The sequence below is a fragment of the Streptomyces sp. NPDC088725 genome, assembly GCF_044751305.1.
Taxonomy (GTDB): Bacteria; Actinomycetota; Actinomycetes; order Streptomycetales; family Streptomycetaceae; genus Streptomyces.
Genome location: NZ_JBIVLO010000001.1, coordinates 283,634 through 305,495, shown reverse-complemented (window position 1 = coordinate 305,495; position 21,862 = coordinate 283,634). Strand labels below are relative to the sequence as shown.

Sequence of the window (21,862 nt, the reverse complement as noted above, 5' to 3'; positions counted from 1 at the left end):
CCTACTGGGTGTCGAGCGTGGACAGGATGCGGACCTCTTTGGCCGCTTCCAACCCATGCTCGGCCCAACGCGGGTGGTCCACCGGTCGTCCACCCTCCCGGAGCCAATGCCACGTCTGCTCGATCGTCTCCGAAATCGGACGACAGCGCAGGCCAGCCGTCACAGCCCGGGCTGCGTCCACATCCCAGACACCAGCGTGAGTCCGCCAGAGCGGCAGTTCGGTCCACTGCTTCACCCCGGCTGCAGACAGATCCTCTGGATCAACCCACATCGGCGTGCCCGACCCGCCAGTCACCGCCAGACAGCTCGCGACGAAGTCTCTCCAGGTAATGCCGACAGGGTGGGCCAGGTTGTAGCCGCCGGACGTTGATGCCGCCGCCTGATCGAGCGCGAAACGGGCAACATCCCGGACGTCAACCGGCTGCATCCTTCGCTCAGTCGGCATAGGTGCCAGAAACCGGCCTCCTCGGGACACCCTGTCCAGCCAGTACGGCAGTCGCCCCACATACTCTCCGGGCCCGAGAATCACGCCGGGCCGCAGGAAGACCGCACCGTCCCCGTATACGTGTCGCACCGCAGCCTCACCGCCGGCCTTCTGGAAGCCGTACCGCGTGGGGCTGCCGTCCTCTCCCGTGTAGCCGAAATGCTCATCAGCGTCGAACGGCGCCTCAAGGAGCGGAGACTCCTCCGTGAGGTGCTGATGAGGCCACCCGGCGTACACGGAGACCGTACTGACGTGGATCCACCGACCAGTGGCCTCTCGCAGAGCGCGCGCCGCCACCAGGACGTCCCGTGGCGAAAGCTCCGAGCTGGACGTATCGATTACCGCGTCCCACGGACCGTGATCAGCAAGCTTCAACAAGTCCTGCTGGACCGTACGGTCGCCATGTACCGCGTCCGCTTCCTTGTGGTCGACACCGGACCGTCCCCTGTTGAAAGTCGTTACTCGCCAACCACGTTGAACGGCTCGCCTTACAATCTCGCGTCCGAGAAACCAAGTTCCACCCAGGACCAAAATACGCATGCCGCGATCCTGCATGAATCGGGAGCCGGTGGCTACCAAGGGGTCCCGCGTAAGCGGCGTGAGTTGCGCTCCGACCACCACGAGGCACCGGACCCGTGCCGGCCCGGCTGGGCGAGCGCCAAGTTCGGGTCCAGGAGTTCGACTTTCCTAGGCTCCACTTCAAGAGAACCCCTCTGACCTGCGGAAACGCCGGTCGGAAGGGTTTTTTATTGGCATCAGTGGGCGAGGAGTGGGCAGCGTCGGTCGTTTATGGTCGATTCATGGCTTCCGTGGAGACCCAGCAGCGGAAGAAGAGCGGACCGAGGTACATCGTCCGTTGGCGGGGAGAAGGGCCTGACAGGCCGACGGAGTACTTCGATGACCTGGCATCGGCCGAACGGTTCCGTGACCTTGTGAGCGGGCACGGCGAGCGCTGGCCGCCGGGGTGGATACGAGGCGAGGGCTTCGTCACAGACCTGCGGAAGCCTGAATCGATGTTCGAGCCCTGGATGCTCTAGACGACGAAGTCATCGCCGCCGTGGATTGGGCCATGGACCCAACCGCGCCGCTCCCGGCATTCCTTCAGCACTCCGGTCTCGCCTCTGCGACACAGGGGCTACCGACGGCCCCCGGCAGAGGTCCGGCGCATCGCCCGCTCCGCGGGAAGACGCGAGCGAACCGGCGCCGGAGGGGACGTCCTACAGCATCGAACCCGTCTTCGTCCTCGTGCTGGACGGGCGAGAGGTGCCATTCGCCGAGCGCGAGCATGCTCAAGATATCGCCGACCAGTGGAACGTCGATCACGCTGACGCGTCTGACGCCGTACGGACCGAGGGCTGGTCCGAGGACAAGATCAAACACCTCGGGGCAGTCGGCCCCGAAGAACGAGAGACGTGGACAGGTGGTGGAGCAGTCTGGACGCGGGTGCCGGACCGGCAATTCGTCCACAGGCTGACGGCCCCCATGGGCCCGGACGCAACCCTCGACTATGAGCCTCTTTCCATGAACAGCCTGTGGGTATGGGAATTCGAGTCCGACAGTTACACCAGGAAGTCAGCTGAACTGCGGACAGTGTTCCGCCCCGGCGGTAGCACCGAGTCGCATGCCCGCGGAACCAACAAGTCGGCTGTGACCAGGGCCTTCGAGCAGGCGCAAGCCAAGACCCTGGAGGTCTGCGCGAAGCACCCCGAACGCGACCTCAACAGCGCGGTGACGTGACCGGGGCCAGGCCGTCACCCTGCCGACCGTAACGACAACAGCCCGCTTCTCAAGGAGCGGGCCGTTGTCGGCCGTTCAGTTGTTATTACGTGCGGATTCGCCCTCACTCGCCTGATCGCGCCGTTTCTCTTCTTCGTAATAGCGGGAGGTGACGACACCAGATACCAGAGCCTGAACTATGATTTTGTTAGCATCCGTTAACGTGCGTAGCCCGTTAACAAAAAGAATCGCCGAAGCGACCAAGGCGAGAGCGAAGAGAGGTGACCATTTGAACGCCAGAGTTATCCAGAGTAGGGTAGAGAATATTGCCACGTTGGCGCGGAATTCCCCTTCGGCTTCAGCTCTGTCGTGTTCTAGGTAGAGATCTAGGTGGCTAGTTATAAGGCGAATTCGAATCTCGGAAAATTCATTCTCGAATATCTTGCGTGTGAGGATGTCCACAAGCCCGGAAGTTTCACCGTGAGGTGCGCGTTTTTCGAAGGCTCCGCGGGCAAATTGACGCAAGTCGAAGTAGTTCACTATGGACAGATGGGGACTTCGGTTGAGGATCGATAGTTGATCGGATGAAAGTTTTAGGATGTCACCTATTATGTAGATGATGAACGCCGCAGCGGCTGTCGCGATTGGCCTTCCAGTGAACTCTGCCAGTGCATATAGGTGTCCAGAGAAGCCGTGCATTTCATTATGAGTGGGAATGGAAGCGCCATACCAAATCCACCATGTGAAGGATATTATAGCCCCCACGGCGAACGGCGTGCGTAAGTGGCGGAACCCCGGCAGGAGACTCGTAAGCATGAACTGATTATGCGCTAGAGCTCTCCACTCGGGGAAGTTCGATCATCGGTATCTCGCAATGACTATGACGTAGCCCCGTACCTGTTGCCTTCCTGGCGGCCTGTGCGGGGCTTCCTGTTGTTCTGGCCAGGTGTCAGCTCACCGCCGCACCGCCTTGCCGTGGTGGCACCACGCCACCGGTCTTGACGGGACTGAACCAGGTGCCGGCCATGCCTTGTCCTCCGTCGTACCCATGTGGAACAGACCCGAGGCGGATACCGCAGAACTTCCGGCGCGACGGTTGTATGGTTCATCTCTCGTATCGCCGCCGCGGCGTCGATCGCGTGCCGGGCGATGCTCTTCTGGGGCATGAGGGGACCTCTCTTCGTCGAGGGGCTCAGGGAATGGGTTCTCCGACGGCTTGCGCCGCGGGATGCACGTTGCACTCCGCGCGAAACCGCGCGGCAGCAGAGGTGGGTCCCCAAAGGCTGAGCGGCCTGCCTGCTGCGATCGCCGCTCGAATTCGGCCCGCGATCTCCCGCTCGGACTCGCGGTTCGCGCCAAGCCGGCGCGTATGACCGCGCCGATCGCCCGGGAGCGTCCGGCCGGGCCGCGAAGATCCGCCAGGGGACTACCGGGATCTCGGCGCCGGGCCATCCATTCGGCACGGTTCTCCGCCGCCGTGCCCAGCCGCAGGTGCGCCGGCTGCTGGCACGAGTGGCTGACGCAGGTTTGGCAGACGGTCGGGGTGTCGGTGCCCGGGCCCGGGACCGTCCTCAGACGGCATCAGCCGGGCCGACATCCGGCGCGCGGAACGGCGGATGGGCATCACAGGGGTGGGTTCCGGCGTACTTGAGGGGGAGCCGTTTCTCCTCCGCGAAGAGCTACGCGAGGTCGACTTCGACCCCATGGCAACCCGTCGCCGGGGATCCACCCGCTTCCACGTACCTGGGGACGCGCCCAGGGGTGCCCACGACCCGCAGCTCTGCCAATGAGCGGCACCGCCTCAAGCCGCCCGTACGGGCTCCCTTCAACGGAAGAGATCAGCACGCACCGCAGCAAGGAAGGGCCACTGCACCCTCATCGCAGGGCCTACGTTCCGGCCAACCCCATGCCCAAAACGGCGGCTGTTCCGTGCAGTTGCACGACCGAGTTCGGTCACTTCGCTGAGACGTTACGCTCGGCATACGCCTTCAGCATATGTACGCCGTGTGCCGCTACCAGCAGTTTCCTCGGGCAACCTCATGACCGAACAAATAGGCATGATTGAGTCAGTTATCCGATTTGCTGTGTACCAGTCACGGACAGGCGGCACGATGGCGGTCGCGTTTAACTGCGCGACGTAGCAGTGTTGTTCACCTGAGGAGATTAAGTGGGAGCCCAACCGCAGGCGCGACGGCTGGTTCGACAACTCCACAAGGCCGTGCCAAAGGCGCAGCACATGGTAGTTGGCCATGGGCTGCGGGGGCTCCGCGATGCACTGGAACTCTCGCAGCAGGAAGCCGCGGTTCTACTAGGTGTCTCCAAGTACGTCCTCTCCCGCAACGAGACGGGCGAGACCCCCTGCAAGCCCGAGTTCGTGCGCAAGGCCCTCCAGGTCTACCGGGCGAGCCCCGAAGAAGAGGCGCACCTTCTGGAGGTCCTGGACAACGCTCACCGGCGCCGCTGGTGGCAAGGGCCGGAGTGGCGTGGGGTGGCCAAGGAAAAGCTTCACACCTTGGTGACGTTGGAGGAGGGTGCCAAGCTGATTCGGGTGTACGACCGCGACCGTGTGCCCGGGATGCTCCAGACCGCCGAATACGCCCGCGCCGTGATCCGGGTCGGGATACCGACAGCACCCGAGGAGGAGATCGAGAAGCGGGTGCAGTTCCGGCTGGAGCGTCAAGCGCACTTCCGTGAAACCCAGTTGCCTCATTACCTCTGCCTCCTCGATGAGGTGAGCCTCATTCGAGGCTTCGGGTCCAAGGAGGTCATGCGGGGCCAGATCAGCCACCTTGTCGAGCTGGCCGATGATCCGCGCTTCAGCCTGCACATCGTGGAGCTATCGCGCCTGGACACGCCGATCGGCATCGGGCAGACCATGTTGTTCGACTTCCAGGAGCAACTGCTCCCCACGGTCCTCTACGAGGAGCGTCACGAGAGCGGTCTCGTCTGCCAGGAAACGGACGAGGTGGAGCATCGCAGCAAGAGCTTTGCTCGCCTCCTGACGGCCAGCCTGACGAAGAAGCGCTCGAAACAACGCCTTCTCGATCTGCTCGCTAAGCAGTAGCGCCCAAGGCGCAGAGACCGAGAGAGGGACGAGTCACCTTTTCGCGGCGACGCCCGCGTAGAGAGACGCGTCGGCATCCCTCGCCAAGCTGGGGCCGCTGGCCGGCGCTGGTCGCCAACGGTGAGCAACGACAAGGCCGGGGTCGACTAGATCGAGGCGATCGAAGAAGCGAAGTACCTCGGCATGGGAACGCACCTGTGTCGGGGTGCCTCTCTGCGTGTAGAGATCCGTGATGGCCTGCCAGGACTCAGGGGCGAAGTCACCGGTGCAGTGCGACAGGCTGAGGTACGAACCCGGCGGGAGCTCGTCGAGGAGCCGTTCCACGACCCCGTACGCGTCCTGCCCGTCGGGGACGAAGTGCAGCAGGGCGTGAAGCGTCAAGGCCACGGGTTCGTTGAACGAGATGCTGCCGTCCTCCTTGACGGCCTCGATGACCGCCTCGGGATCGGTGACGCTGGCTTCCAGGTAGCTCGTCTCGCCCTCCCGAGAGCTAGTAAGGAGCGAATCGGCGTACGCCAAGACGATCGGGTCGGTGTCGACGTACGCCACCTTGGACCGCACGTCCACCGCTTGCACCACCTCATGGAGGTTGGGCGCGGTAGGGATGCCGGTGCCGATGTCGAGGAACTGCCGGACGCCGCGCTCCGCGGCGAGGAAGTGAACGGCCCGGTGCATGAAGGCGCGGTTGATGCGGGCCGCCGTCACGATGGCAGGGAACTGCTGGATAACAGCGTCGGCAGTTTCGCGGTCGACTGCGTAGTTGGTCTTGCCGCCCAGGTAGTAGTCGTACATACGGGCGCTGTGTGGCCGATCTTGGCCTAAGTCGGTTGCCCCTTCGCCTGAGAGCCCAGTCTTCTTGCCGACGCCATCCACTTGGACATCCACCCCTCTGTCGTCACGCTACTGAGCACCCGTGGTGTGAACTGACCAATGAAGGAGTGCAGTTGCACGCCTCACATGATGACCCGTCAGTACGGGGCAGTTCTAGAGCCGCCGTGCTTCTTTGATGTGATCTTGGTCGGCGAGGCCACCTCGGCGGGCGCGAGGTGGCCGATCACCTCAGCGCCGGCCAGCGGCCATCTGGCCGCTCGTCAGAGCGGAGACGAAGGTCGCCATCGTCCGCCGCCCTACCGAGACCACGGGCCCGTAGAGGTCCTTGGAGTCACGGAAGGCCACCACGTCACCAAACTCGGCCAGCTCGACGCAGTCGCCGTTGTGGTCGCTGTACGAACTCTTCTTCCAGGCGGACTTCGCGTCGTTACGTCCGACTCGCACGGTACTGGGCTGCGTCATCACGCCACCTCCGCGGTCTGTACTTCCCCGTTACAGGCGTGCAATTGCACGCCTGCGATCGGTAGGAGTATCACCGCTCGCCGGGGCAGTTATACCCCGGCGCGCAAGAAATTCGAGGTTCAAGGAAGTGCGCCCGCGCGCAAATGCACATGATCGCCAACTTCTTTCCATACCGTCGCACCGGCTTGGAGGTGCCCTCGGTAGAGCCGTATAGGAACAGGCGAATATGCATCAAACATATGTTCACTTAACGTCGAAATGGGCTCTGACCTGCAATGATGCCGAAGTTTTCGCGTGCGCTGGGCGCCAGAAAACGCGGGACGTCCTCACTGACGCCCGCGTAGCGAAAAAGGTGGTGTCATTCGCCCACGACGCGCAACTCGGTGGGGCGCACTAGGGGCGCGATACCTGGCCGGGAGGGGATGTTCTGCGCACTACTGTCTGAGCCAGCTGATCAGCTGATTAGCCGCAGGACCCTGGCTGCACAGTTTCGAGGCCGTAGCGCCAGGGCCCTGCGTTTACTCCGACCAAAGGAGATACGTCCATGACGCCCTCTTTTGACCGCATGGGCGGCAAGCGCAGCATGCGCGCCCGTGCAAAAGAGGCTAGCAGCCACCTCCGGGGCGCCATCTGCTCGATCTGCCTCACCAACCAGTTGGCTGTGGTCACGCAGACGTTTGGCGTAGTTCTGTCGTTGCAGGAGCCGCCCGCGACTCCACTCGATCACGTCACGGTAGCGCTGAACCTGATCTCTCACGGCTACCAGCTCTACCGGATGCTCAAGGACAGCTAGCGAAGTTCCGGCGGTCTCCTCGGTACGGGGCGACCGCCGGCCCCGGCTCCGCGAGCTGTGGTGAACCGCACGTCCAGGTGCACGCGCTCGGCCCGTCAGAGCGCTGCGCACATGCTCAGTTGAACCTCTACTTCGGATCAAGGCCACCTGCATGGACCATGACGAAGGATTCAGGATTCCCCGATGGCACATAGGGCAGATCATGGAGCGGGTTCTCCAGTTAGCACGGATGCCCCAGGATGAAGTCGCCGCCAGCGTGGGTGTGTCGTCCCTCGATCTCGGCCGCTACCTCGCAGGAGCGGAGCTACCCAGCCGCCTCATGCTCGAACGGTTCGCCCGCGCTTGCGGCGCCGACCCGATCGTCCTCCTCATGGTCCGCGAAGACCAACAGAGACGTACACGCGTCTGAGAACTCAGCCGTACAAAATGGCGGCAAACGAGGGTCACCAAAGGCTGAGCGGCCTGCCTGCTGCGATCGCCGCTCGAATTCGTCCCGCGATCTCCCGCTCGGACTCGCGGTTCGCCAAGCCGGCGCGTATGGCCCCACCGATCGCCCGGGAGCGTCCGGCCGGGCCGCGTAGGTCGGCCAGGGGACTACCGGGGTCTCGGCGCCGGGCCAGCCACTCCGATCTGTTCTCCGTCGCCGTGCCCAGCCGCAGGTGCGCCGGCTGCTGGCACGAGTGGCTGACGCAGGTGTGGCAGACGGTCGGGGTGTCGGTGCCCCAGCCCAGCCGAGGAATCACGCCGTGCGCGAGCTGATAGCCGTACAGATGGCTGGGCGCGGTATCGCGCCGAGTTCTCCCGGGCCGAAAGTAGCTCGGAAGGATGCGTGGCCCGTACTGGAGATCGCGCCGAAGAAGAACCAGCACTCGTTCTGTGACGACGTGCGGTGGACCTTGGTCCAGTAACGGGCACGGACGGATTCGTCGGCCAGCCAGGTAGCCCAGTCAGCAGCAGGGATCCGTACGGGCGTCGGCTCCCCGATCAGGGCAAGCTGTTCGTCAACTGATACGGGCCCAGACTGATTACGCCGGTGGGCGGGAAGAGTCCGGGCCCTAGGCCGTTCTCAGACGGCATCAGCCGGGCCGATATCCGGCGCGCGAAACGGCGGATGGGCATCAGCGGATGGCGAAGGCGAAGCAGACCCGGCTGGAACGGCCGCCCGCGGACGGGGCCGGCGCGTTCGCGGACGTTCCGCGCGGGCACGCAGAGACTCGATGACCTCCTTGGCCCGAGCGGCGGAAACCGACTTCGCCTCACGCTCCAGTTCCTCGACCGGCACGCCCAGCGGTTCCGAGACCAACCGGCATCGTTGTCGAACAGACGCAGCGCGGCTGCGGTTGCCTCATCGGCATGCTCTCCGGCCTCGTCCTGCGCGACACCTTCACGGACCAGACCCGTGACCTGGCGGCCACCGGGCTGTTCATCGCGATCGGGCACGACCCGTGTACCGGCCTGTACACCGGTCAGCTGGACCTAGACGACGAGGGGTGCCTCAAGGTCGAGGCCCCTTCCACCCGTACGAACATCCCCGGCGTGTTCGGTGCGGGAGACGTGGTCGACCACACCTACCGCCAGGCCATCACCGCCGCCGGTTCGGGATGCGCCGCAGCTCTGGACGCCGAGCGCTACCTCGCCGCCCTCACCGACGCCGAGATGACCGCCGAGCCGGACAGGACCCCCGCGAACGCCTGATCACCTTTCCGCACAGGAGGCCGCCATGGCGCTCAAGAACGTTACCGACGACTCTTTCTAGGCAGACGTCCTGGCCAGTGGCAAACCCGTACTCGTCGACTTCTGGGCCGCGTGGTGCGGTCCGTGCCGCCAACTCGCCCCCTCGCTGGAAGCAATCGCCGCCGAGCACGGCGAGAAGATCGAGATCGTCAAGCTCAACATCGACGAGAACCCGGCCACGGCAGCCAAGTACGGCGTCATGTCGATCCCGACGATGAACCTCTACGTCGGTGGCGAGGTCACCAAGACTCTCGTCGGCGCCAAGCCGAAGGCCGTCCTCGAACGCGACCTCGGCGACATCATTACCTGACTGCGCACCCGGTGCCCGGCGGCAGCTGCTGCCGGGCGGGTGTTGTCCCGTCTCCCCAGCGTGCGTACGACGCCCGTCCTTGCCTGGACGTCCACGGTGATCAGCAAACGCATCGTCGCCATCAGTGGGGGCGACGCCGGCATCAGTGCCGCGCTCCGCGCCCGCGAGCTCGACCCCGGGAGCGTGGTCTCCGTCGTGGTCGCCGACCACGACCGGGAGGCAGCACGCGCGGAACGTCCCGCGCTGGTGCGCGCGCGTGACCTCGCCGCGAGCAGCTTGACCGAATGGCGCGCGGCCGCTCAGCCAGCACCGCGGCCTGAGTCAGACGCGCTGTCACGACGGTCGGAGTACCAGCTCGACACGATCCTTGGCGCTCCCGCCTGCCGCCAGCTCACCGCGCATGGCCGAACGGTCCGGCGCAGTGCCCCGTCCGTATTGAACGCCGCGCCCGTGCGCGAGGGCATCCGTCCTGCCCCTGTGCGCTGAGATCAGGATTCCGTGTAGCGAGCGAGGAACTCCAGCTCACCTTCCGAGATACGCCGCGGTCGGCCGGTGTCCAGGTTGTACGCGACCATCTTCGTGACGGCCTCGGCGTACGTACGCTCGGCGTCTTTGATGGCGTATCCGAGTTCGAGCCGCGCCCCACGGCAGCTGACGACCCAGACCTCCACGTCGACCGATTCCTCACGGTAGGTCAGCGGAGCTCGGTAGTCGACGACCGACTGGCTGACCACGAAGGCGCGTTGGCGTCGTTCGGTCACGTCAACAGGGAGCATGTCCTCGAACATCCGCGTCCGCGCCTCCTCCAGATACGTGAGGAACAGCGAGTTGTTGACGTGCCCGTAGGCGTCTGCGTCAGCCCAGCGCAACGGCAGCGGATAGGTGTACGTATTCACGAGAAGGTCTTTCTGTGCGAAGGGGTGGGTGCGACGGCGGATGCACCGGCAGGACGTCGGCGCGCGGGGCCGCTACGCGGCGGCGCTGGTGATCTAGGGCTCTTGGCCCACTTCCCGGGCATCCGGCTCGCCGGTGTCGCTCTCCTGAATTGCGTGCAGGACATCGCGGAGCACACGCTGCTCGGTGTCGCGTTCGTCGAGGAGCTGTCCGATGCGGACGGTTGCCTCCGCAGGGTCGGCCGGCAGCGTGGCGCGGACCAGCTGGCGCATCTCGGAGAGGTAGGAATCATCTTGGCCGCTGCTGGGCACACGGGAGATCACTGCGGCTGGTGAAACGTGGGTAACGGACCAGCATCCGATCGCCTCCTCCACTGCCCACACCACGGTGCGTTTATCGGGGGCGAGGGTCAGCTGGGTATCTGGGCCCAGAACCTGGCTGATGGCCGACAGCGGTACACCGTCCGTCCCGGCCTGGGCCGCCGCCTCCTCGGCGGTGGCCACGACCGCCCGGGAGGCGAGTGCCGCCGCTTCCCTGCGCCAGCGGGTGGCGGCGTCCTCGGCCGCGCGGTTCTGTGCATGCAGCTGCGCCGTGGCCACATCGTCCTGGTCTGCCGTCGTGGTGGCCCAGGAGTTACGGGTGCCTCCGAGGGCGTCGCGTTCGTCGTCCCCGTTGCCTTCGACCCAAGTGATCACGACGAAGCGGCAGTCGGGCATCGATGCCGGGTAGAGGACATGGCTGACGACCTCGACGGTCTCCCAGTGCAGTGCCTGCACGTTCATCCGGAAGACGTGGCCGTCGCGCGTCTCGCCCATGTCGTGCTCGGTGTCCCAGACGTGCCGAGCGTCGGGATCCTTCTTGACATCGTCGATCAGCCGGCCCAGCTCGGTGTCGTCCGGCTTGGTGGCCTGGGCAAATTTGAGCATCTTCACGTAGGCCGAGGCGTGTTGATCCCAGTCCTGGTACTGCGTGCGCGCCTCCGGTTCGGTCAAGGCCCAGCGAATGAGGTTCGCGCCCGGTTCCATCACCCAGGGCCACCACTCGGCCATCGCGGTATTGAAGCCGAGAATGTTCCAGTACCGGTCGCACAGGTAGGCGGGGCTGGGCATCTGCCGATCGATGAGCAGGCGCAGCGCTTGCTGGAGCTCCGGCTGCCCTGCGCCGCTCGGCGGCACCAAGCCCCAACCGGTGTTGTAAAGCACCAGCGCATGTCGTTCGTCACGGTCCAGGTCAAGCAAGGCCGCCAGGGACTCGCACTGCGCCCGGGTCAGTCTGGGCGGGATCGCGCCGCGCTCGATCTTGCGGTACGTCCGCTCGCCCATGGCCAGGGCCTTGGCCGCCCTTGCTTGGTTGACCCGTGCCCCTTTTCGCCATCTGCGTAGCAGCGCGCCGAACCCCATGAACTGGCCGGCTACCGGCTGTTCGCCATCCCCCGAGGTCTCTCTGTCCGCCAGGCCGGCGCCCTGACTCGGAATCTCCTCGCCCGCAGCGTCGTCGCTGCCGCAGCTCTGTCCATTCGTGACCACGAGAAACTTGCCCCTTTACGCCTCTCCGGAGACTTCCACTTCCGGGCGCAGAAAAGGGTTCAGCACGCGTGCACTGAACCCCCGACCCACTGTCTCCCACAGGAACCATACGCAACATTTAAACGATCTTGCGCGCAGGTGGCAGAACACGCAAAGGAAACCCTTCACACTGGTTTAACAGCGAACTACCTGCGTCCGACATTGCGGCACGGTCACGCCCGAAACGGGCACTCACCTTGATCAATAAGCAAGACGCCGGAGAAACCGGCAAAAGGTTGCCGATTTTCGTCGATCTACTTCCTGGCCGACCCGAACCGCATTCTCTAATGCTGTTTCAGGCTTCCAGGAAATTCCCATTTCCCTTATATGGCAAGCGACTTGCGGGATCGCGCGTGCGCCACGAGGCGCGACTCGACGCGACAAGCTATGCACTCAAAGCGGACAAAAGATCACGTTGACTGTCTTGGCAAAGCTTGGCTTAAATCGCTCTGGCCAGCAGGTTCAACTCATCGTCGCGGTATGAGACATGCAGGGGGTCACAGTGAAGCTCATCTCCGGAGCCCGGAGCGAGCGGCCTGCTGCCGTGCCCCCGCCCGTCGCCTCCATCTATGGCGCCCGTCGACAGGTAATCGCGGCAACGATTCCCCACCGGCCTGAGCCGACCCTTTCGAGAGGCGACCTGGTGGCATCTCCCGGTCACTATCTGCAACTAGTACAGAGGTTAAGAGCTAACTCTGGATCTTGGCACGCGTACCTGCGTATGTTCGTCGTCCCCCCGGGCAGCCCGCCCTGGCACTGCGAATGCGAGGAGAGAGCGGCACACGGACCGGACCACACAGGTCTGAAAACAGCGACGGCGTCCGAGAGGTACGAACTCCCGAACGCCGTACGCCTAACGGCATAACCCGCCCCGGCAAGGGCGGAGATTGCCCACCATCACCACGCTGATCCCATTCCACCGGGCGTCTCAGCGTGGCAGCACTTCAAAGGGGATTCTTGCATGCATCCTGCCCTGCGCAAAAGGCCCTTCCGCCTGGCCTGCGCGGCAGCCACCTCCGCTTCGGCGCGGTCCCGCCCCGAGCCGGAGCACACCATCACCGCCCCGGCGAGCCGTCGGCCCCATCTCCTGAACGGGAGCGGCCGATGAGCGTCGATGCCCGCGAGTGGGTGTGGGAGCACAGCTCCAGCCGGGGGACCGCGCGACTGGTCCTGCTTTCGCTCGCCGACCGGGTGCCCGACAAGCAGTGTGTGGCCTGGGCCTCACTGACGAGCCTGATCAAGCGGACAAACGCGTCGCGGACCGCCGTACGCACGGCTCTCCAGGCTCTTGCCGACGACGACGAGCTGGAGTTGCTTGACGACTACCAGGGGCCGCTTCGTACGACGGTCTACCGTCTGCCCCGCGCCGCCGCCCTCCTGGCCAGGGTCGACGCGGTCAGGGAGGAAGACCCTGACGTCGAGGGTGAGCCGGCCGACGCGGGCCCGGTGCCGGAGCTGGAGCCGGAGAAGCTCCAGCGGTACGGGATCTGGCCCAAGACCCGTACGGATTCGGCACCCCTACGGCGGAATCCGACCGGTTCGGATTCCGCCCCCTCGCGACGGATTCCGACCCCCCGACGTGCCGGAATCCGTACCTTCGAAGGTACGGATTCCGACCCCCAGAACCGTAGTCAACCGAAGGTGAACCGTAGGTACAGCAGTAGTGGTACCGCCGTCACCTCGGCCGCCGAGTGGCAGGTCGACCCAGCAACCCACGCCTGGGCCCGCCAGCAGGGACATCTCGACCGACTCGGCGAAGGCGCTCTGCAGGCAGCCGACGCGAAGTGGCGCGCGCACCGTGCCGACTTCAAACCGCGGTCGGCGGGTGCCTGGGCGGCCGACTGGCGCTCCTGGGTCGCCCGAGAGCACGCCCCGGGCCGCCCGAACCTCTACGCCCTGCCCGGCAAAGGACCCGCTCAGCCGGGTGGCATGACTCGGGCCGAGGCCCACACCGCCGCCCTCCTCGCCGCACTCGACGAGCCGACCGGAACGGAGTAGCCACACCATGGATCGCCGCGAAATCGCAGCCCTTCTGGCCTACCTCGGCCGACTCGACCCCCGCACCATCCGCACCGACCAGGGCGAGGCCCGCGACCAGCTCGCCCAGTGGCACGAACTGCTCGGCGACGTTCCGATGGCCACCGCGCACGGCTGGGACGCCCGCGCCGCTGCCCGGCAGCACATCCGGATCTCGCCGTACCAAATTCTGCCCGCGGACATCGCCCGCCCGTGGGAAAGCTACCGACGCGAGCGCCTGGGCCGACACACCGACCCCACGCCATCCGTCGACCCGGACGACCAAGCCGCCTGGACCGCCGAGTTGGTCGGTACGCGACGCGCGGTGGGCACCGGCTCCGCGCAGCCCGCGCAGTACCGCGCCATCACCAGCGGCCGGCGCGATCCGGAACTGGAAGCGAGGTTGCGGGAGGACGGTTCCTGCATACCACCCGCGGTCCGAACCACGCTCGCTCCCTACCGGCCCGCCCGCGCGGCCCGCGAGGCAGCCGTCTCCCAGGGCCAGCCCGACGCCCTGGGTGTCCGCTGCGAGTGGTGCCTGGCCCAGGCCGGTGAGCCGTGTCGCCGCCGAAGGATCGGCCCCGACGACGGAGCACGCGGAACCGCCCCGCGTGCCACCCCGCACCCCAGCCGCCTCGACCTCGCCGCCGCCCGGCAGGCCCAGCAGCACGCGCTGGCCTGATCGGCGCGCAACGCCGGTGCACTCCGTCCGGTGCACCGCCACGACACCACCGTCCCGCCTCGGCTGCGGCGCGTGCCCCTGCGCCGCAGCCAGCACCAGACGCCGCGTCCGCCCAGCGCCGGCCCCGACCGGCCGAGGCGGCAGCACATCGGAGATCACCTTGCGCCACATCACCACCCACAGCGCGCCAGCCACCGGCCTGCGCGGCATCGGCGACACCAGCTGGCACAACCGCGGTGTGTGCCACGGCATGGACCCCGAGGACGCCGACGCCGTGTTCTTCCCGCTGCCCCGGGACCACGAAGCTATCGCCGAGGCGAAGGAACTGTGCGGCCTGTGTCCGGTGCGCCGCGACTGCCTCAACTACGCCTTGGAGAACGCCCTCAAGGAGGGTATCTGGGGCGGGCTCACCGACGCCGAGCGGCGCCCGTGGCACGACGGGCTGCCCCAGCGCCTCGACTACACCCGCGTGAGCGCGTTCTTCAACGGACGCGATGTGCACCTGACCGAGTCAGAGCGCCAGGTCGTCATCGACCACGCCTACGTCCGGGGCTGGCGACCCGATCGGCTCGCCGCCGCCCTGCAGATCAGCCACAAACACGCCCGTGACCTGCTCCGGCAGTCCGCCAACAAGGTCCTCGACCGCGACCGCACCTACGGCGTGCCAAGGCCCAAGAAGAAGCGGACGAAGGCCGCCCAGACAAAAGGCGGCCCCAAGCCCACCAAGCCCGGCACGAGTCAGCCTGTCTCCCGTCCGGTGACGCGACCGGTGACGTCGACTTCGGCGCACGCCCCTCTCGGAAAGGCCGCATGACCCGCCCCGTCCTGTCCCTCGGTGCCGTTCCGGACCTGCCTCTCCTCCTCGCGATCGGCATGGCCGCCACCCTCGCCCTGGTGCTGACCGGCTGGGCGATCCGGCGCCGGGACGCGCATCCGCAGAAACGTCTCACCAGCCCGGCGGTCAAGGTCGCCGCGCTCGCCGCGCTCGGCTGCACCGCCTACAGCGCGGACACGAGCTGGCGCTTCGCCGCCGACTACCTCGACATGGCCGGCACCACCGAGCGCGTCGGCATGTTCGCCGCGGCCGAGCTCGCGCTCTTCGCGACCGCGCTGATGGCCCGCCAGAACCTGGCCACCCAAGGGGCGCCAGGACTGCCGGGCACGCTCGTCTGGGTGATCACCGGCGTGCAAGTGATCCCGGCCTTCGCCGAGAGCGGTCCCGTCGGCGGTACGGTCCGGGCCTTCGTCGGACCGATCATGGCAGCGATGCTGTGGCACCTCGCCATGGGCATCGAACTGCGTCTGCGCACCCCGGGCGCCGCCTCCCACGGGTTGATCGCAACCCTGGGACGGGAGACACGCGAACGGCTGCTGTCCCGCCTCGGCATCGCCGCCCGAGACCGCGACGCCGCGCAAATCACCCGTGACAGGGCCACCACCCGAGCGGTCGCCCTGGCCGCCCGCCTCGCGGAGCGCACGCCTGAACAGCGGCAGGGCCGGCGCGGCCGACGACTCACCCAGCGGCTGTCGAAGGCGGTCGGCAGGGCCTCGGTCGGCACCGACCCCCTCCAGCGCGCGCAGCTGCTCGACCAGCTCGCCGCCCGCCGGCACGCCCTCGCGCTCGCCACGGTCCCGCTGCCCTCTCCCTGGTCCCCGTACCAGGGCAGTGACGCGACAGGCGAGGTCCACTCGCCGAAGGCCCCCGGCTCGGCGGTCCCCACGGTCGGTCCCCACCTTCCCGCCGAACTCGTCGGGGACCGGGGACCGCGCAACGAGACGGGACCGCTCCCCACACCTGGGGACCACGCCCCGGGGGCGGGGACCGGGGCGGGGACCGAGAACCGTGATGCGGGGACCGAACCCGCCAAGACGGAGCCCAGCGAGGGACACGACGGTAGCGCGGGGACCGGCGGTCCTGCGGTTGAAGTGCCTGCTCAGGACCCGGTATCGCACGGGGGACCGAGGGCCGCCGAGTCGGGGACCGCACCCGCCGGGGACCGGGGACCGACCGACACCGAGCCCATCGGGGACCAGGGACACGAGGTTCCCCTCCGGCGTAAGCCGACCACGAAAGCCAAGAGCAAGGGCAAGCGCAGTGGCCGGTCCCACAGCCCGCAGACGCAGCGTCTGCCGCGCGATGCGGAGCAGTCCGTGGACCAGCTCGTCCAGCAGGTCCGTCCCCATGTCCCCGCCCTGCTCGCGCGCGACGGCAACGAGTCCGTCACCCGGGTGCAGCTGCGGGAGATCCTCCGGTGCGAGGGCCTCAAGGGCGGCCGGAACGACCGACTGAGCCTCGTCCTCCAAGAACTGCGGAGCGACGACACCACGACGACTAGGAGTACCGCCCGATGAAGACCTGCCACCAGTTCAAGACCGTCCGCGCGGAGTACGAGCGAGAGATCGGCTACATGGTCGCTCACGCCGAACGGCACGAGGGCAGGCCGGCGGCAAAGTCCAGCGCGAAGCAAGCCGCGTCGACGAAGGCACGGATGGCCCGGGCGCTCAGCAGCCACATCGGGCGCTGTCCCGAGTGCGGCTGAACCGGCAAAGCCGCAGCTCAACGCCCCTACCCGCACATGATGGCCCGGCTCCGCGCCAGGCCACCAACCCGCTCCAGGAGGCACGCCGTGATCCCGCGTCCCACTCGCTCATCCGAGTCCACCACCGCCGAGGCCGACGCATGGGCGGACGTCCTGGTCCGCCGACGGCTTCTCAACGCGGCACTTCGCACCCCGACCGGCCAATGGCTCGTCCAGCACAAGCCCGACGGACCCGTACGCGTCCTCACTGGATCGGCCGATGTCGTCGAACTGGCCGCCACCATCCAGCACCGCATCCGCTCGACGAGGCCCGATTCCCGATGACGAAGCCGCCCCAGAACGACAACACCCCGGAACCTGCCCGTGACATCAACTCGGTCTCGGGGCGAGCAAGTTGGGGCGGAAGCGTAGCTTCCGCCGAACCCGCCCCCGAAGGGGCGGGAGAGGACCTGCACCGGGGGGCGCAGGTCCTGGTGGCTTCGACCGAGGGCGGATCGAAGCCGGGGCAGGAGGAGAAGCCGACCGAGCGCCGCACCCGCCGCGAGCGCCCTGTCCGCGCCCGTCAGCGTCCTCGTCAGCCGCCCGAGAAGAAACGCACGCACCAGCCCAACACGCGTTTCAACGAAGACGAGTTCGCTCTGATCAAGTCCGCCGCCGCCCGGTGCAACCTGTCCGTCGCCGGGTTCCTCGCCCGCTCCGCGCTCGCCGCCGCCCGCGACCTCGACCGCACCAGCGCCGAGATCGCCGACGAACGCGCAGTGATCACAACCCTGTTCGACAGCCGCCGCCGACTCGGCTGGGCCGGCAGCAACCTCAACCAGGCAGTCAAGGCCCTCAACTCCGGCGCAGACGCTCCGCAGCTCGAAGCAGCGGTCGCCGCTGTCCGGCGTGCCGCCGACACCGCGCATGAAGCCGCGGCACAACTGATCGAGCACCGCGGCTCATGATCCCCAGCGTCAACGACTCCGGCTCCCGGACCATCGGTCTCCTCGCCTACCTCTACGGTCCGGGCAAGCACGAGGAACACACCGACCCTCACCTCGTGGCCTCCTTCGACAGCATGTCCCCCGACCCCGGCCGCGACCCGAACGCCACCCTCAAGGACCTCCAACAGCTCCTGGACCAAACCGTGATGGCCCTCGCCGAGCACGCCCGACCGGCCAGGCACGTATGGCACACCTCCGTGCGCGCCGACCCGGGCGACCGGATCCTGTCCGACGAGGAGTGGGCCGGCATCGCCCGCCGTATCGTCGCGGCCACCGGCATCGACCCCGGCGAAGGACAGCCCGGCTGCCGCTGGGCGGCCGTACGGCACGCGGACGACCACATCCACATCGTCGCCACGCTCGTGACCGAGGACGGTCACCGCCCCGACGACTACCGCTCCGGCGCCCGTGCTCAGGCCGAAGCCCGGCTCATCGAGAAGGAACTCGGCCTCCGCCAGGTCGCGCCCGGCGACGGCACCGCTGCCCAGCGGCCCACCAGCGCCGAACGCCACAAGGCAGAGCGCCAGGGCCGCGAGCGCACCGCCCGCGAGGAACTGCGAGAGACGGTAAGGCGCGCGGTGACCGGCGCGACGAGCGACGAGGAGTTCTTCGACCGACTCGCTGCCGCCGGCCTCCTGATCCGCAAGCGCGTCGCGCCCTCCGGAGATCTCCTCGGATACAAGGTCGCTCTGCCCGACGACCTGAACAAGGACGGCGAGCCGGTCTTCTACCCCGGCGCGCGCCTCGCCCCCGACCTCTCGCTGCCCCGCATCCAGGAGCGCTGGTCCGGCGAATCCCAGGACAACTCGGCTGCCCGGCAGGAGGACGCACCGCGTACGGGGCCCGGCACTCCGGCCTCCGCTCGCCGCAGGACGGCATCGGCCGCGTGGCAGGCCGTGCTCATCGTCGAGCACGGCGACGACGCTGTCGCCGCCGCCCACATCGCCGCGGCCGGTGAGGTCCTGGACGCGCTCGCGAAGACGTCCGCCCTCCACACCCGGCGCGAACTGCAGGACGCGGCTACCGCGTTCGAGCGGGCCTCGCGCTCCCACGTCCGCGCTGAGCGCGGCCACGACCGCGCCCTGCGGCAGGCTGCCCGCGCCCTTGTCCACAGCGGTCCCGCGCTCGGCCGAGGCGAAGACGGAGCGACGACCGCGATGGCCATCGACATGCTGTTCTTCCTGATCACCGCCACCATGCACTGGCACGCGAAGAAGGGGCACGCGCAGCAGGCCGCCGCCGCCCATCAGGCCGCCGGACACCTGCGTGCCGCCTACGAGACGGCCGCCGCCCAGCCTCTCGGCGCCCTCTATCAGCGCGGTCGACGCCTCGGCCGAGCAGTGGCCGAGCGGCAGACGAGTGTGCTGCGCGAAGCGTTGCCGCAGCTGGCCGAGCAGATCCTCGCCGAACCGGGTTGGTACGCGCTCGCCGCGACCCTCGCCGACGTCGAAGCCGCAGGCCACGACCCGGCCGTACTTCTGAGCGACGCCACAGCGCGGCGGGAACTCAATACGGCCGAGTCCGTCTCCGACGTCCTCGTGTGGCGGCTGCGCCGGACCGCGGGCCTGCCCGCCGACAACAACGACAGGGTGACCAGCAGCCCCGCATCAGAGCCCTCGGCACGCGAAGTGGGACGGCGGGCACCGGAGCAGCCCGGGCCCCGTCCCCGGCGGCCGTGACTGTGGACTTTGTGAATTGAAGCAGGTCGGAGAGTTAGGGCACGATCATGACGCGCAGGACGAGACGAGGGAGGACGCCGGGGTGTTCGAACGAATACGCCGCCGCTGTGCGGCGGAGCCCAGCGAGACGCAGCGCCGGCATTTCGAGATGTGGGCGCGGCTGGAGGGCCAAGTACCGCCGGAGATCGAGCAGATGCGGGCCGAAGTAAAGCCCGCCGAGCCGGCCGCGCTGGTGGACGACTTCCTCCCAGCAGAGCTGCGCGTCCCGAGCCCTGACCAGGTTGACGGCCGGATGATGCCCTGGCCGTGGCCGATCGTCCTGGACGACGAGATGGTCGCCTGTGCCGAGTGCGGGGCGTACCGGGACTGGCTCGTCCTCTCCACCCGCGACCAGGTCTGGCTGCGCTGCCGGACAGGCCACCAGCAGCACGAGAGGCGCCTCGACACCGCCTGGTACAACCGACACGCCGGCCCCGCGGACGCGACGCACGCGACGTTTGAGGACTGCCTCCGGCACCTCGGCCACTGACCCCATTCCTCCGACCCACCGGGCCCACGGGCCCGTACTGACCACCCGTCGTCCAGCACCAAGGGGTCAGTCCACCATGCGCGTTCGCGTCGCCACCGCCCTCTCACTCACGGCCGTCACCGTCCTCGCCCTGCCCGCCTGCTCTACCGACACCACCGGGACCAAGACCGGCACCGCCTCCTCCGTCCATGCCGGGAAGTCGGCCCGTGCCGACCAGAACGCCGCTCCGCTGCCGTCGGCCGCACTGGAGACGCGTCTGCTCAGCGAGAGCGACCTCGGCAACGGCTACCTGCGCAAGCCGGAGCGTCCCTCCCAGCACGACGACATCGCCGTCGTCGGCTGCCCCGCCCTCAACGCGCTGGGCGGCAACGCGGCGACCGGCGGCTCGCTCGCATTCCCGCGTCAGGCGAAGGCCACCTTCACCTACGCCGGCGGCAGCAAGTCGGAGATCTCCGAGGAGCTCTACAGCGACAGCGCCGGCAAGCTGTCCGACGGCATCGGCCGAATCTTCGACGCCATGACCGGGTGCCCCACTTATCAGGTCGTCGCGGGCGACTCCGCGATCGACGTAACCTCGCAGACGCTGACCGCACGCCACCAGCTCGGCGACGAGCAGTGGAGTCAGCTCCTGACGTTCTCCACCGGTGGACAGAACAGCGTGGTGAAGCAGACCGCGATCCGTGACGGCAGCCTGCTGCTGATCGTCTCCGGCTCCCCCGCCCTCGTCGACCGTCACCTCGACAGGGCCCTCGCCAAGGCGACAGCAGCCAACTGACCCTCTCCCGACATACTGCTGCCCCCGACCGCCACGACGGTCGGGGGCAGCAGCGCGTTGCGCGCACGAGCGTGCGCGGCAGAGAAGCGAGAAGCCCGGCCTCCCCCTTCGGGAAAGACCGGGCTGCGTACGTCGGATCGAAAGGGACCGCTGAACGCTAGGGCGCGTATTGGGTTGTGATCACTGAGTGGTTCGGGTGAGGTCCTTGATCCAGATCATGGAGGCTCGGAGGTGGAGTCCGGCTTGGTAGCTCGGGCGTCTTGTCGTAACGGGTGGCGATGCCGCGCCACGCCTTGAGCTTGTTGATCAGGCGCTCGACCGTGTTCTGTTCCTTGTAGAGGTCGGTGTCGTGGGTGAGGGGACGGCCGCCCCGGCGGCCCTTCTTCTTCCGGTTGGCGGTCTGGTCCTTCTTCTCCGGGATGACGGCCTTGATGTTTCGTCTGCGCGGGTGGGCGCGGTTGCGGCAGGAGGAGTACGCCTTGTCGCCGGCGATGGCGTCGGGCCGGGTGCCGGGCCGGCCGGCCGGGCCGCGGACTCGCGGCTTGTCCAGAACCGGGATGAACTGTGGGCTGTCGGCGGCCTGTCCCGCGGTCAGAGTCAGTACGAGCGGGCGAGGCGGTCGCAGGCGATGTGGACCTTGCTGGTCTGTCCGCCCCGGGAGCGTCCGAGCAGGGCGGCCTTCAGCCGGAGCTCGCGGCGCCGCCGCAGACGTCTTCGCTCGGCGAGGCCTTCGGTGCCCGGCCCGGTTTGTTCTTCTTCCGTGCCCCCTTTGACCGGGCTCTAGGTAGAGGCCGTCCCAGCG

The 21,862-nt window shown here is 67.4% G+C and carries 23 protein-coding genes and 2 pseudogenes; 18 read left to right on the top strand and 7 right to left on the bottom strand.

What is annotated here, in order from left to right:
- Position 1 precedes the first annotated feature (1 nt).
- Entirely contained in the window at positions 2-1,024 is a 1,023-nt protein-coding gene (locus tag ACIP6N_RS01325) for an NAD-dependent epimerase/dehydratase family protein (RefSeq protein ID WP_401811886.1), read from the bottom strand.
- 260 nt (positions 1,025-1,284) lie between these two features.
- On the opposite strand from ACIP6N_RS01325, the gene ACIP6N_RS01320 reads away from it, so the two are divergent.
- Both ACIP6N_RS01320 and ACIP6N_RS01315 read left to right on the top strand, forming a co-directional pair.
- The gene (locus ACIP6N_RS01320; protein WP_401811884.1) at positions 1,285-1,521 is read left to right on the top strand and encodes a hypothetical protein; all 237 of its coding nucleotides are present in this window, start codon (positions 1,285-1,287) and stop codon (positions 1,519-1,521) included.
- A gap of 226 nt (positions 1,522-1,747) precedes the next feature.
- Complete coding sequence (locus tag ACIP6N_RS01315; RefSeq protein WP_401811883.1) at positions 1,748-2,221, top strand: hypothetical protein; 474 nt, start codon at positions 1,748-1,750, stop codon at positions 2,219-2,221.
- 75 nt (positions 2,222-2,296) lie between these two features.
- Here ACIP6N_RS01315 and ACIP6N_RS01310 read toward each other — a convergent pair whose 3' ends face one another.
- Positions 2,297-3,016 carry a hypothetical protein gene (locus ACIP6N_RS01310; protein ID WP_401811882.1) on the bottom strand — a complete coding sequence of 240 codons (720 nt, stop codon included), beginning with the start codon at positions 3,014-3,016 and terminating at the stop codon, positions 2,297-2,299.
- A 1,351-nt stretch (positions 3,017-4,367) separates the two neighbouring features.
- Here ACIP6N_RS01310 and ACIP6N_RS01305 point away from each other — a divergent pair.
- Entirely contained in the window at positions 4,368-5,264 is an 897-nt protein-coding gene (locus ACIP6N_RS01305) for a helix-turn-helix domain-containing protein (RefSeq protein WP_401811880.1), read from the top strand.
- A gap of 33 nt (positions 5,265-5,297) precedes the next feature.
- On the opposite strand, the gene ACIP6N_RS01300 is transcribed toward ACIP6N_RS01305, so the two are convergent.
- Both ACIP6N_RS01300 and ACIP6N_RS01295 read right to left on the bottom strand, forming a co-directional pair.
- The gene (locus tag ACIP6N_RS01300; RefSeq protein ID WP_401811878.1) at positions 5,298-6,137 is read right to left on the bottom strand and encodes an SAM-dependent methyltransferase; all 840 of its coding nucleotides are present in this window, start codon (positions 6,135-6,137) and stop codon (positions 5,298-5,300) included.
- Between the two features lie 186 nt (positions 6,138-6,323).
- Positions 6,324-6,557 (bottom strand): DUF397 domain-containing protein, encoded by a 234-nt coding sequence (locus tag ACIP6N_RS01295; RefSeq protein ID WP_401811877.1) that lies wholly within the window; start codon positions 6,555-6,557, stop codon positions 6,324-6,326.
- Positions 6,558-7,101: 544 nt separating this feature from the next.
- On the opposite strand from ACIP6N_RS01295, the gene ACIP6N_RS01290 reads away from it, so the two are divergent.
- The 5 genes and pseudogenes from ACIP6N_RS01290 to ACIP6N_RS01270 all read left to right on the top strand — a co-directional run bounded on the left by ACIP6N_RS01290 (position 7,102) and on the right by ACIP6N_RS01270 (position 9,880).
- Positions 7,102-7,350 carry a hypothetical protein gene (locus ACIP6N_RS01290; RefSeq protein WP_401811875.1) on the top strand — a complete coding sequence of 83 codons (249 nt, stop codon included), beginning with the start codon at positions 7,102-7,104 and terminating at the stop codon, positions 7,348-7,350.
- Positions 7,351-7,501: 151 nt separating this feature from the next.
- A complete protein-coding gene (locus tag ACIP6N_RS01285; protein WP_401811873.1) occupies positions 7,502-7,759 on the top strand; it encodes a helix-turn-helix domain-containing protein in 258 nt (85 codons plus the stop codon).
- Between the two features lie 947 nt (positions 7,760-8,706).
- Positions 8,707-9,045: pseudogene (locus ACIP6N_RS01280) on the top strand (NAD(P)/FAD-dependent oxidoreductase); the annotation flags it as partial.
- Positions 9,046-9,115: 70 nt separating this feature from the next.
- Positions 9,116-9,394, top strand: coding sequence for a thioredoxin (trxA, locus tag ACIP6N_RS01275; protein ID WP_401812603.1), 279 nt, complete (start codon positions 9,116-9,118; stop codon positions 9,392-9,394).
- A gap of 96 nt (positions 9,395-9,490) precedes the next feature.
- Positions 9,491-9,880, top strand: coding sequence for a hypothetical protein (locus tag ACIP6N_RS01270; RefSeq protein ID WP_401811872.1), 390 nt, complete (start codon positions 9,491-9,493; stop codon positions 9,878-9,880).
- 2 nt (positions 9,881-9,882) lie between these two features.
- Here the strand turns inward: ACIP6N_RS01270 and ACIP6N_RS01265 are convergent, their stop codons facing one another.
- Positions 9,883-10,290 carry an acyl-CoA thioesterase gene (locus ACIP6N_RS01265; protein WP_401811870.1) on the bottom strand — a complete coding sequence of 136 codons (408 nt, stop codon included), beginning with the start codon at positions 10,288-10,290 and terminating at the stop codon, positions 9,883-9,885.
- A gap of 93 nt (positions 10,291-10,383) precedes the next feature.
- Positions 10,384-11,814: a helix-turn-helix transcriptional regulator gene (locus ACIP6N_RS01260; protein WP_401811868.1), complete on the bottom strand. Its 1,431-nt coding sequence runs from the start codon at positions 11,812-11,814 to the stop codon at positions 10,384-10,386.
- A 1,143-nt stretch (positions 11,815-12,957) separates the two neighbouring features.
- Here ACIP6N_RS01260 and ACIP6N_RS01255 point away from each other — a divergent pair.
- From ACIP6N_RS01255 to ACIP6N_RS01210, 10 genes are all read left to right on the top strand, one after another.
- Complete coding sequence (locus tag ACIP6N_RS01255) at positions 12,958-13,851, top strand: helix-turn-helix domain-containing protein (RefSeq protein WP_401811866.1); 894 nt, start codon at positions 12,958-12,960, stop codon at positions 13,849-13,851.
- A gap of 7 nt (positions 13,852-13,858) precedes the next feature.
- Positions 13,859-14,551 carry a hypothetical protein gene (locus tag ACIP6N_RS01250; RefSeq protein ID WP_401811864.1) on the top strand — a complete coding sequence of 231 codons (693 nt, stop codon included), beginning with the start codon at positions 13,859-13,861 and terminating at the stop codon, positions 14,549-14,551.
- 160 nt (positions 14,552-14,711) lie between these two features.
- Positions 14,712-15,365, top strand: coding sequence for a WhiB family transcriptional regulator (locus ACIP6N_RS01245; RefSeq protein WP_401811863.1), 654 nt, complete (start codon positions 14,712-14,714; stop codon positions 15,363-15,365).
- On the top strand, positions 15,362-16,903 hold the full coding sequence (locus tag ACIP6N_RS01240; RefSeq protein WP_401811861.1) for a hypothetical protein: 1,542 nt from the start codon (positions 15,362-15,364) through the stop codon (positions 16,901-16,903). The genes ACIP6N_RS01245 and ACIP6N_RS01240 overlap by 4 nt, the downstream gene beginning before the upstream one ends.
- On the top strand, positions 16,900-17,091 hold the full coding sequence (locus tag ACIP6N_RS01235; protein ID WP_401811859.1) for a hypothetical protein: 192 nt from the start codon (positions 16,900-16,902) through the stop codon (positions 17,089-17,091). Before ACIP6N_RS01240 ends, ACIP6N_RS01235 begins: the two co-directional genes overlap by 4 nt.
- Positions 17,092-17,178: 87 nt before the next feature.
- On the top strand, positions 17,179-17,415 hold the full coding sequence (locus ACIP6N_RS01230) for a hypothetical protein (RefSeq protein ID WP_401811858.1): 237 nt from the start codon (positions 17,179-17,181) through the stop codon (positions 17,413-17,415).
- A complete protein-coding gene (locus ACIP6N_RS01225) occupies positions 17,412-18,038 on the top strand; it encodes a plasmid mobilization protein (protein ID WP_401811856.1) in 627 nt (208 codons plus the stop codon). Before ACIP6N_RS01230 ends, ACIP6N_RS01225 begins: the two co-directional genes overlap by 4 nt.
- On the top strand, positions 18,035-19,756 hold the full coding sequence (locus ACIP6N_RS01220; protein WP_401811854.1) for a relaxase/mobilization nuclease domain-containing protein: 1,722 nt from the start codon (positions 18,035-18,037) through the stop codon (positions 19,754-19,756). Before ACIP6N_RS01225 ends, ACIP6N_RS01220 begins: the two co-directional genes overlap by 4 nt.
- An 82-nt stretch (positions 19,757-19,838) precedes the next feature.
- Positions 19,839-20,285: a hypothetical protein gene (locus tag ACIP6N_RS01215; RefSeq protein WP_401812601.1), complete on the top strand. Its 447-nt coding sequence runs from the start codon at positions 19,839-19,841 to the stop codon at positions 20,283-20,285.
- 76 nt (positions 20,286-20,361) lie between these two features.
- A complete protein-coding gene (locus ACIP6N_RS01210) occupies positions 20,362-21,060 on the top strand; it encodes a hypothetical protein (protein ID WP_401811853.1) in 699 nt (232 codons plus the stop codon).
- Between the two features lie 180 nt (positions 21,061-21,240).
- On the opposite strand, the pseudogene ACIP6N_RS01205 reads toward ACIP6N_RS01210, so the two are convergent.
- Positions 21,241-21,831 (bottom strand): annotated as a pseudogene (locus ACIP6N_RS01205) (IS5 family transposase); the annotation flags it as partial.
- Between the last annotated feature and the right edge of the window lie 31 nt (positions 21,832-21,862).

Coding starts and splice junctions, on each gene's coding strand:
- ACIP6N_RS01295 (WP_401811877.1), bottom strand. CDS start 6,557: ATGACGCAGCCCAGTACCGTGCGAGTCGGACGTAACGACGCGAAGTCC.
- ACIP6N_RS01320 (WP_401811884.1), top strand. CDS start 1,285: ATGGCTTCCGTGGAGACCCAGCAGCGGAAGAAGAGCGGACCGAGGTAC.
- ACIP6N_RS01225 (WP_401811856.1), top strand. CDS start 17,412: ATGACGAAGCCGCCCCAGAACGACAACACCCCGGAACCTGCCCGTGAC.
- ACIP6N_RS01250 (WP_401811864.1), top strand. CDS start 13,859: ATGGATCGCCGCGAAATCGCAGCCCTTCTGGCCTACCTCGGCCGACTC.
- ACIP6N_RS01255 (WP_401811866.1), top strand. CDS start 12,958: ATGAGCGTCGATGCCCGCGAGTGGGTGTGGGAGCACAGCTCCAGCCGG.
- ACIP6N_RS01290 (WP_401811875.1), top strand. CDS start 7,102: ATGACGCCCTCTTTTGACCGCATGGGCGGCAAGCGCAGCATGCGCGCC.
- ACIP6N_RS01240 (WP_401811861.1), top strand. CDS start 15,362: ATGACCCGCCCCGTCCTGTCCCTCGGTGCCGTTCCGGACCTGCCTCTC.
- ACIP6N_RS01285 (WP_401811873.1), top strand. CDS start 7,502: ATGGACCATGACGAAGGATTCAGGATTCCCCGATGGCACATAGGGCAG.
- ACIP6N_RS01210 (WP_401811853.1), top strand. CDS start 20,362: ATGCGCGTTCGCGTCGCCACCGCCCTCTCACTCACGGCCGTCACCGTC.
- ACIP6N_RS01310 (WP_401811882.1), bottom strand. CDS start 3,016: ATGCTTACGAGTCTCCTGCCGGGGTTCCGCCACTTACGCACGCCGTTC.
- ACIP6N_RS01325 (WP_401811886.1), bottom strand. CDS start 1,024: ATGCGTATTTTGGTCCTGGGTGGAACTTGGTTTCTCGGACGCGAGATT.
- ACIP6N_RS01220 (WP_401811854.1), top strand. CDS start 18,035: ATGATCCCCAGCGTCAACGACTCCGGCTCCCGGACCATCGGTCTCCTC.
- ACIP6N_RS01235 (WP_401811859.1), top strand. CDS start 16,900: ATGAAGACCTGCCACCAGTTCAAGACCGTCCGCGCGGAGTACGAGCGA.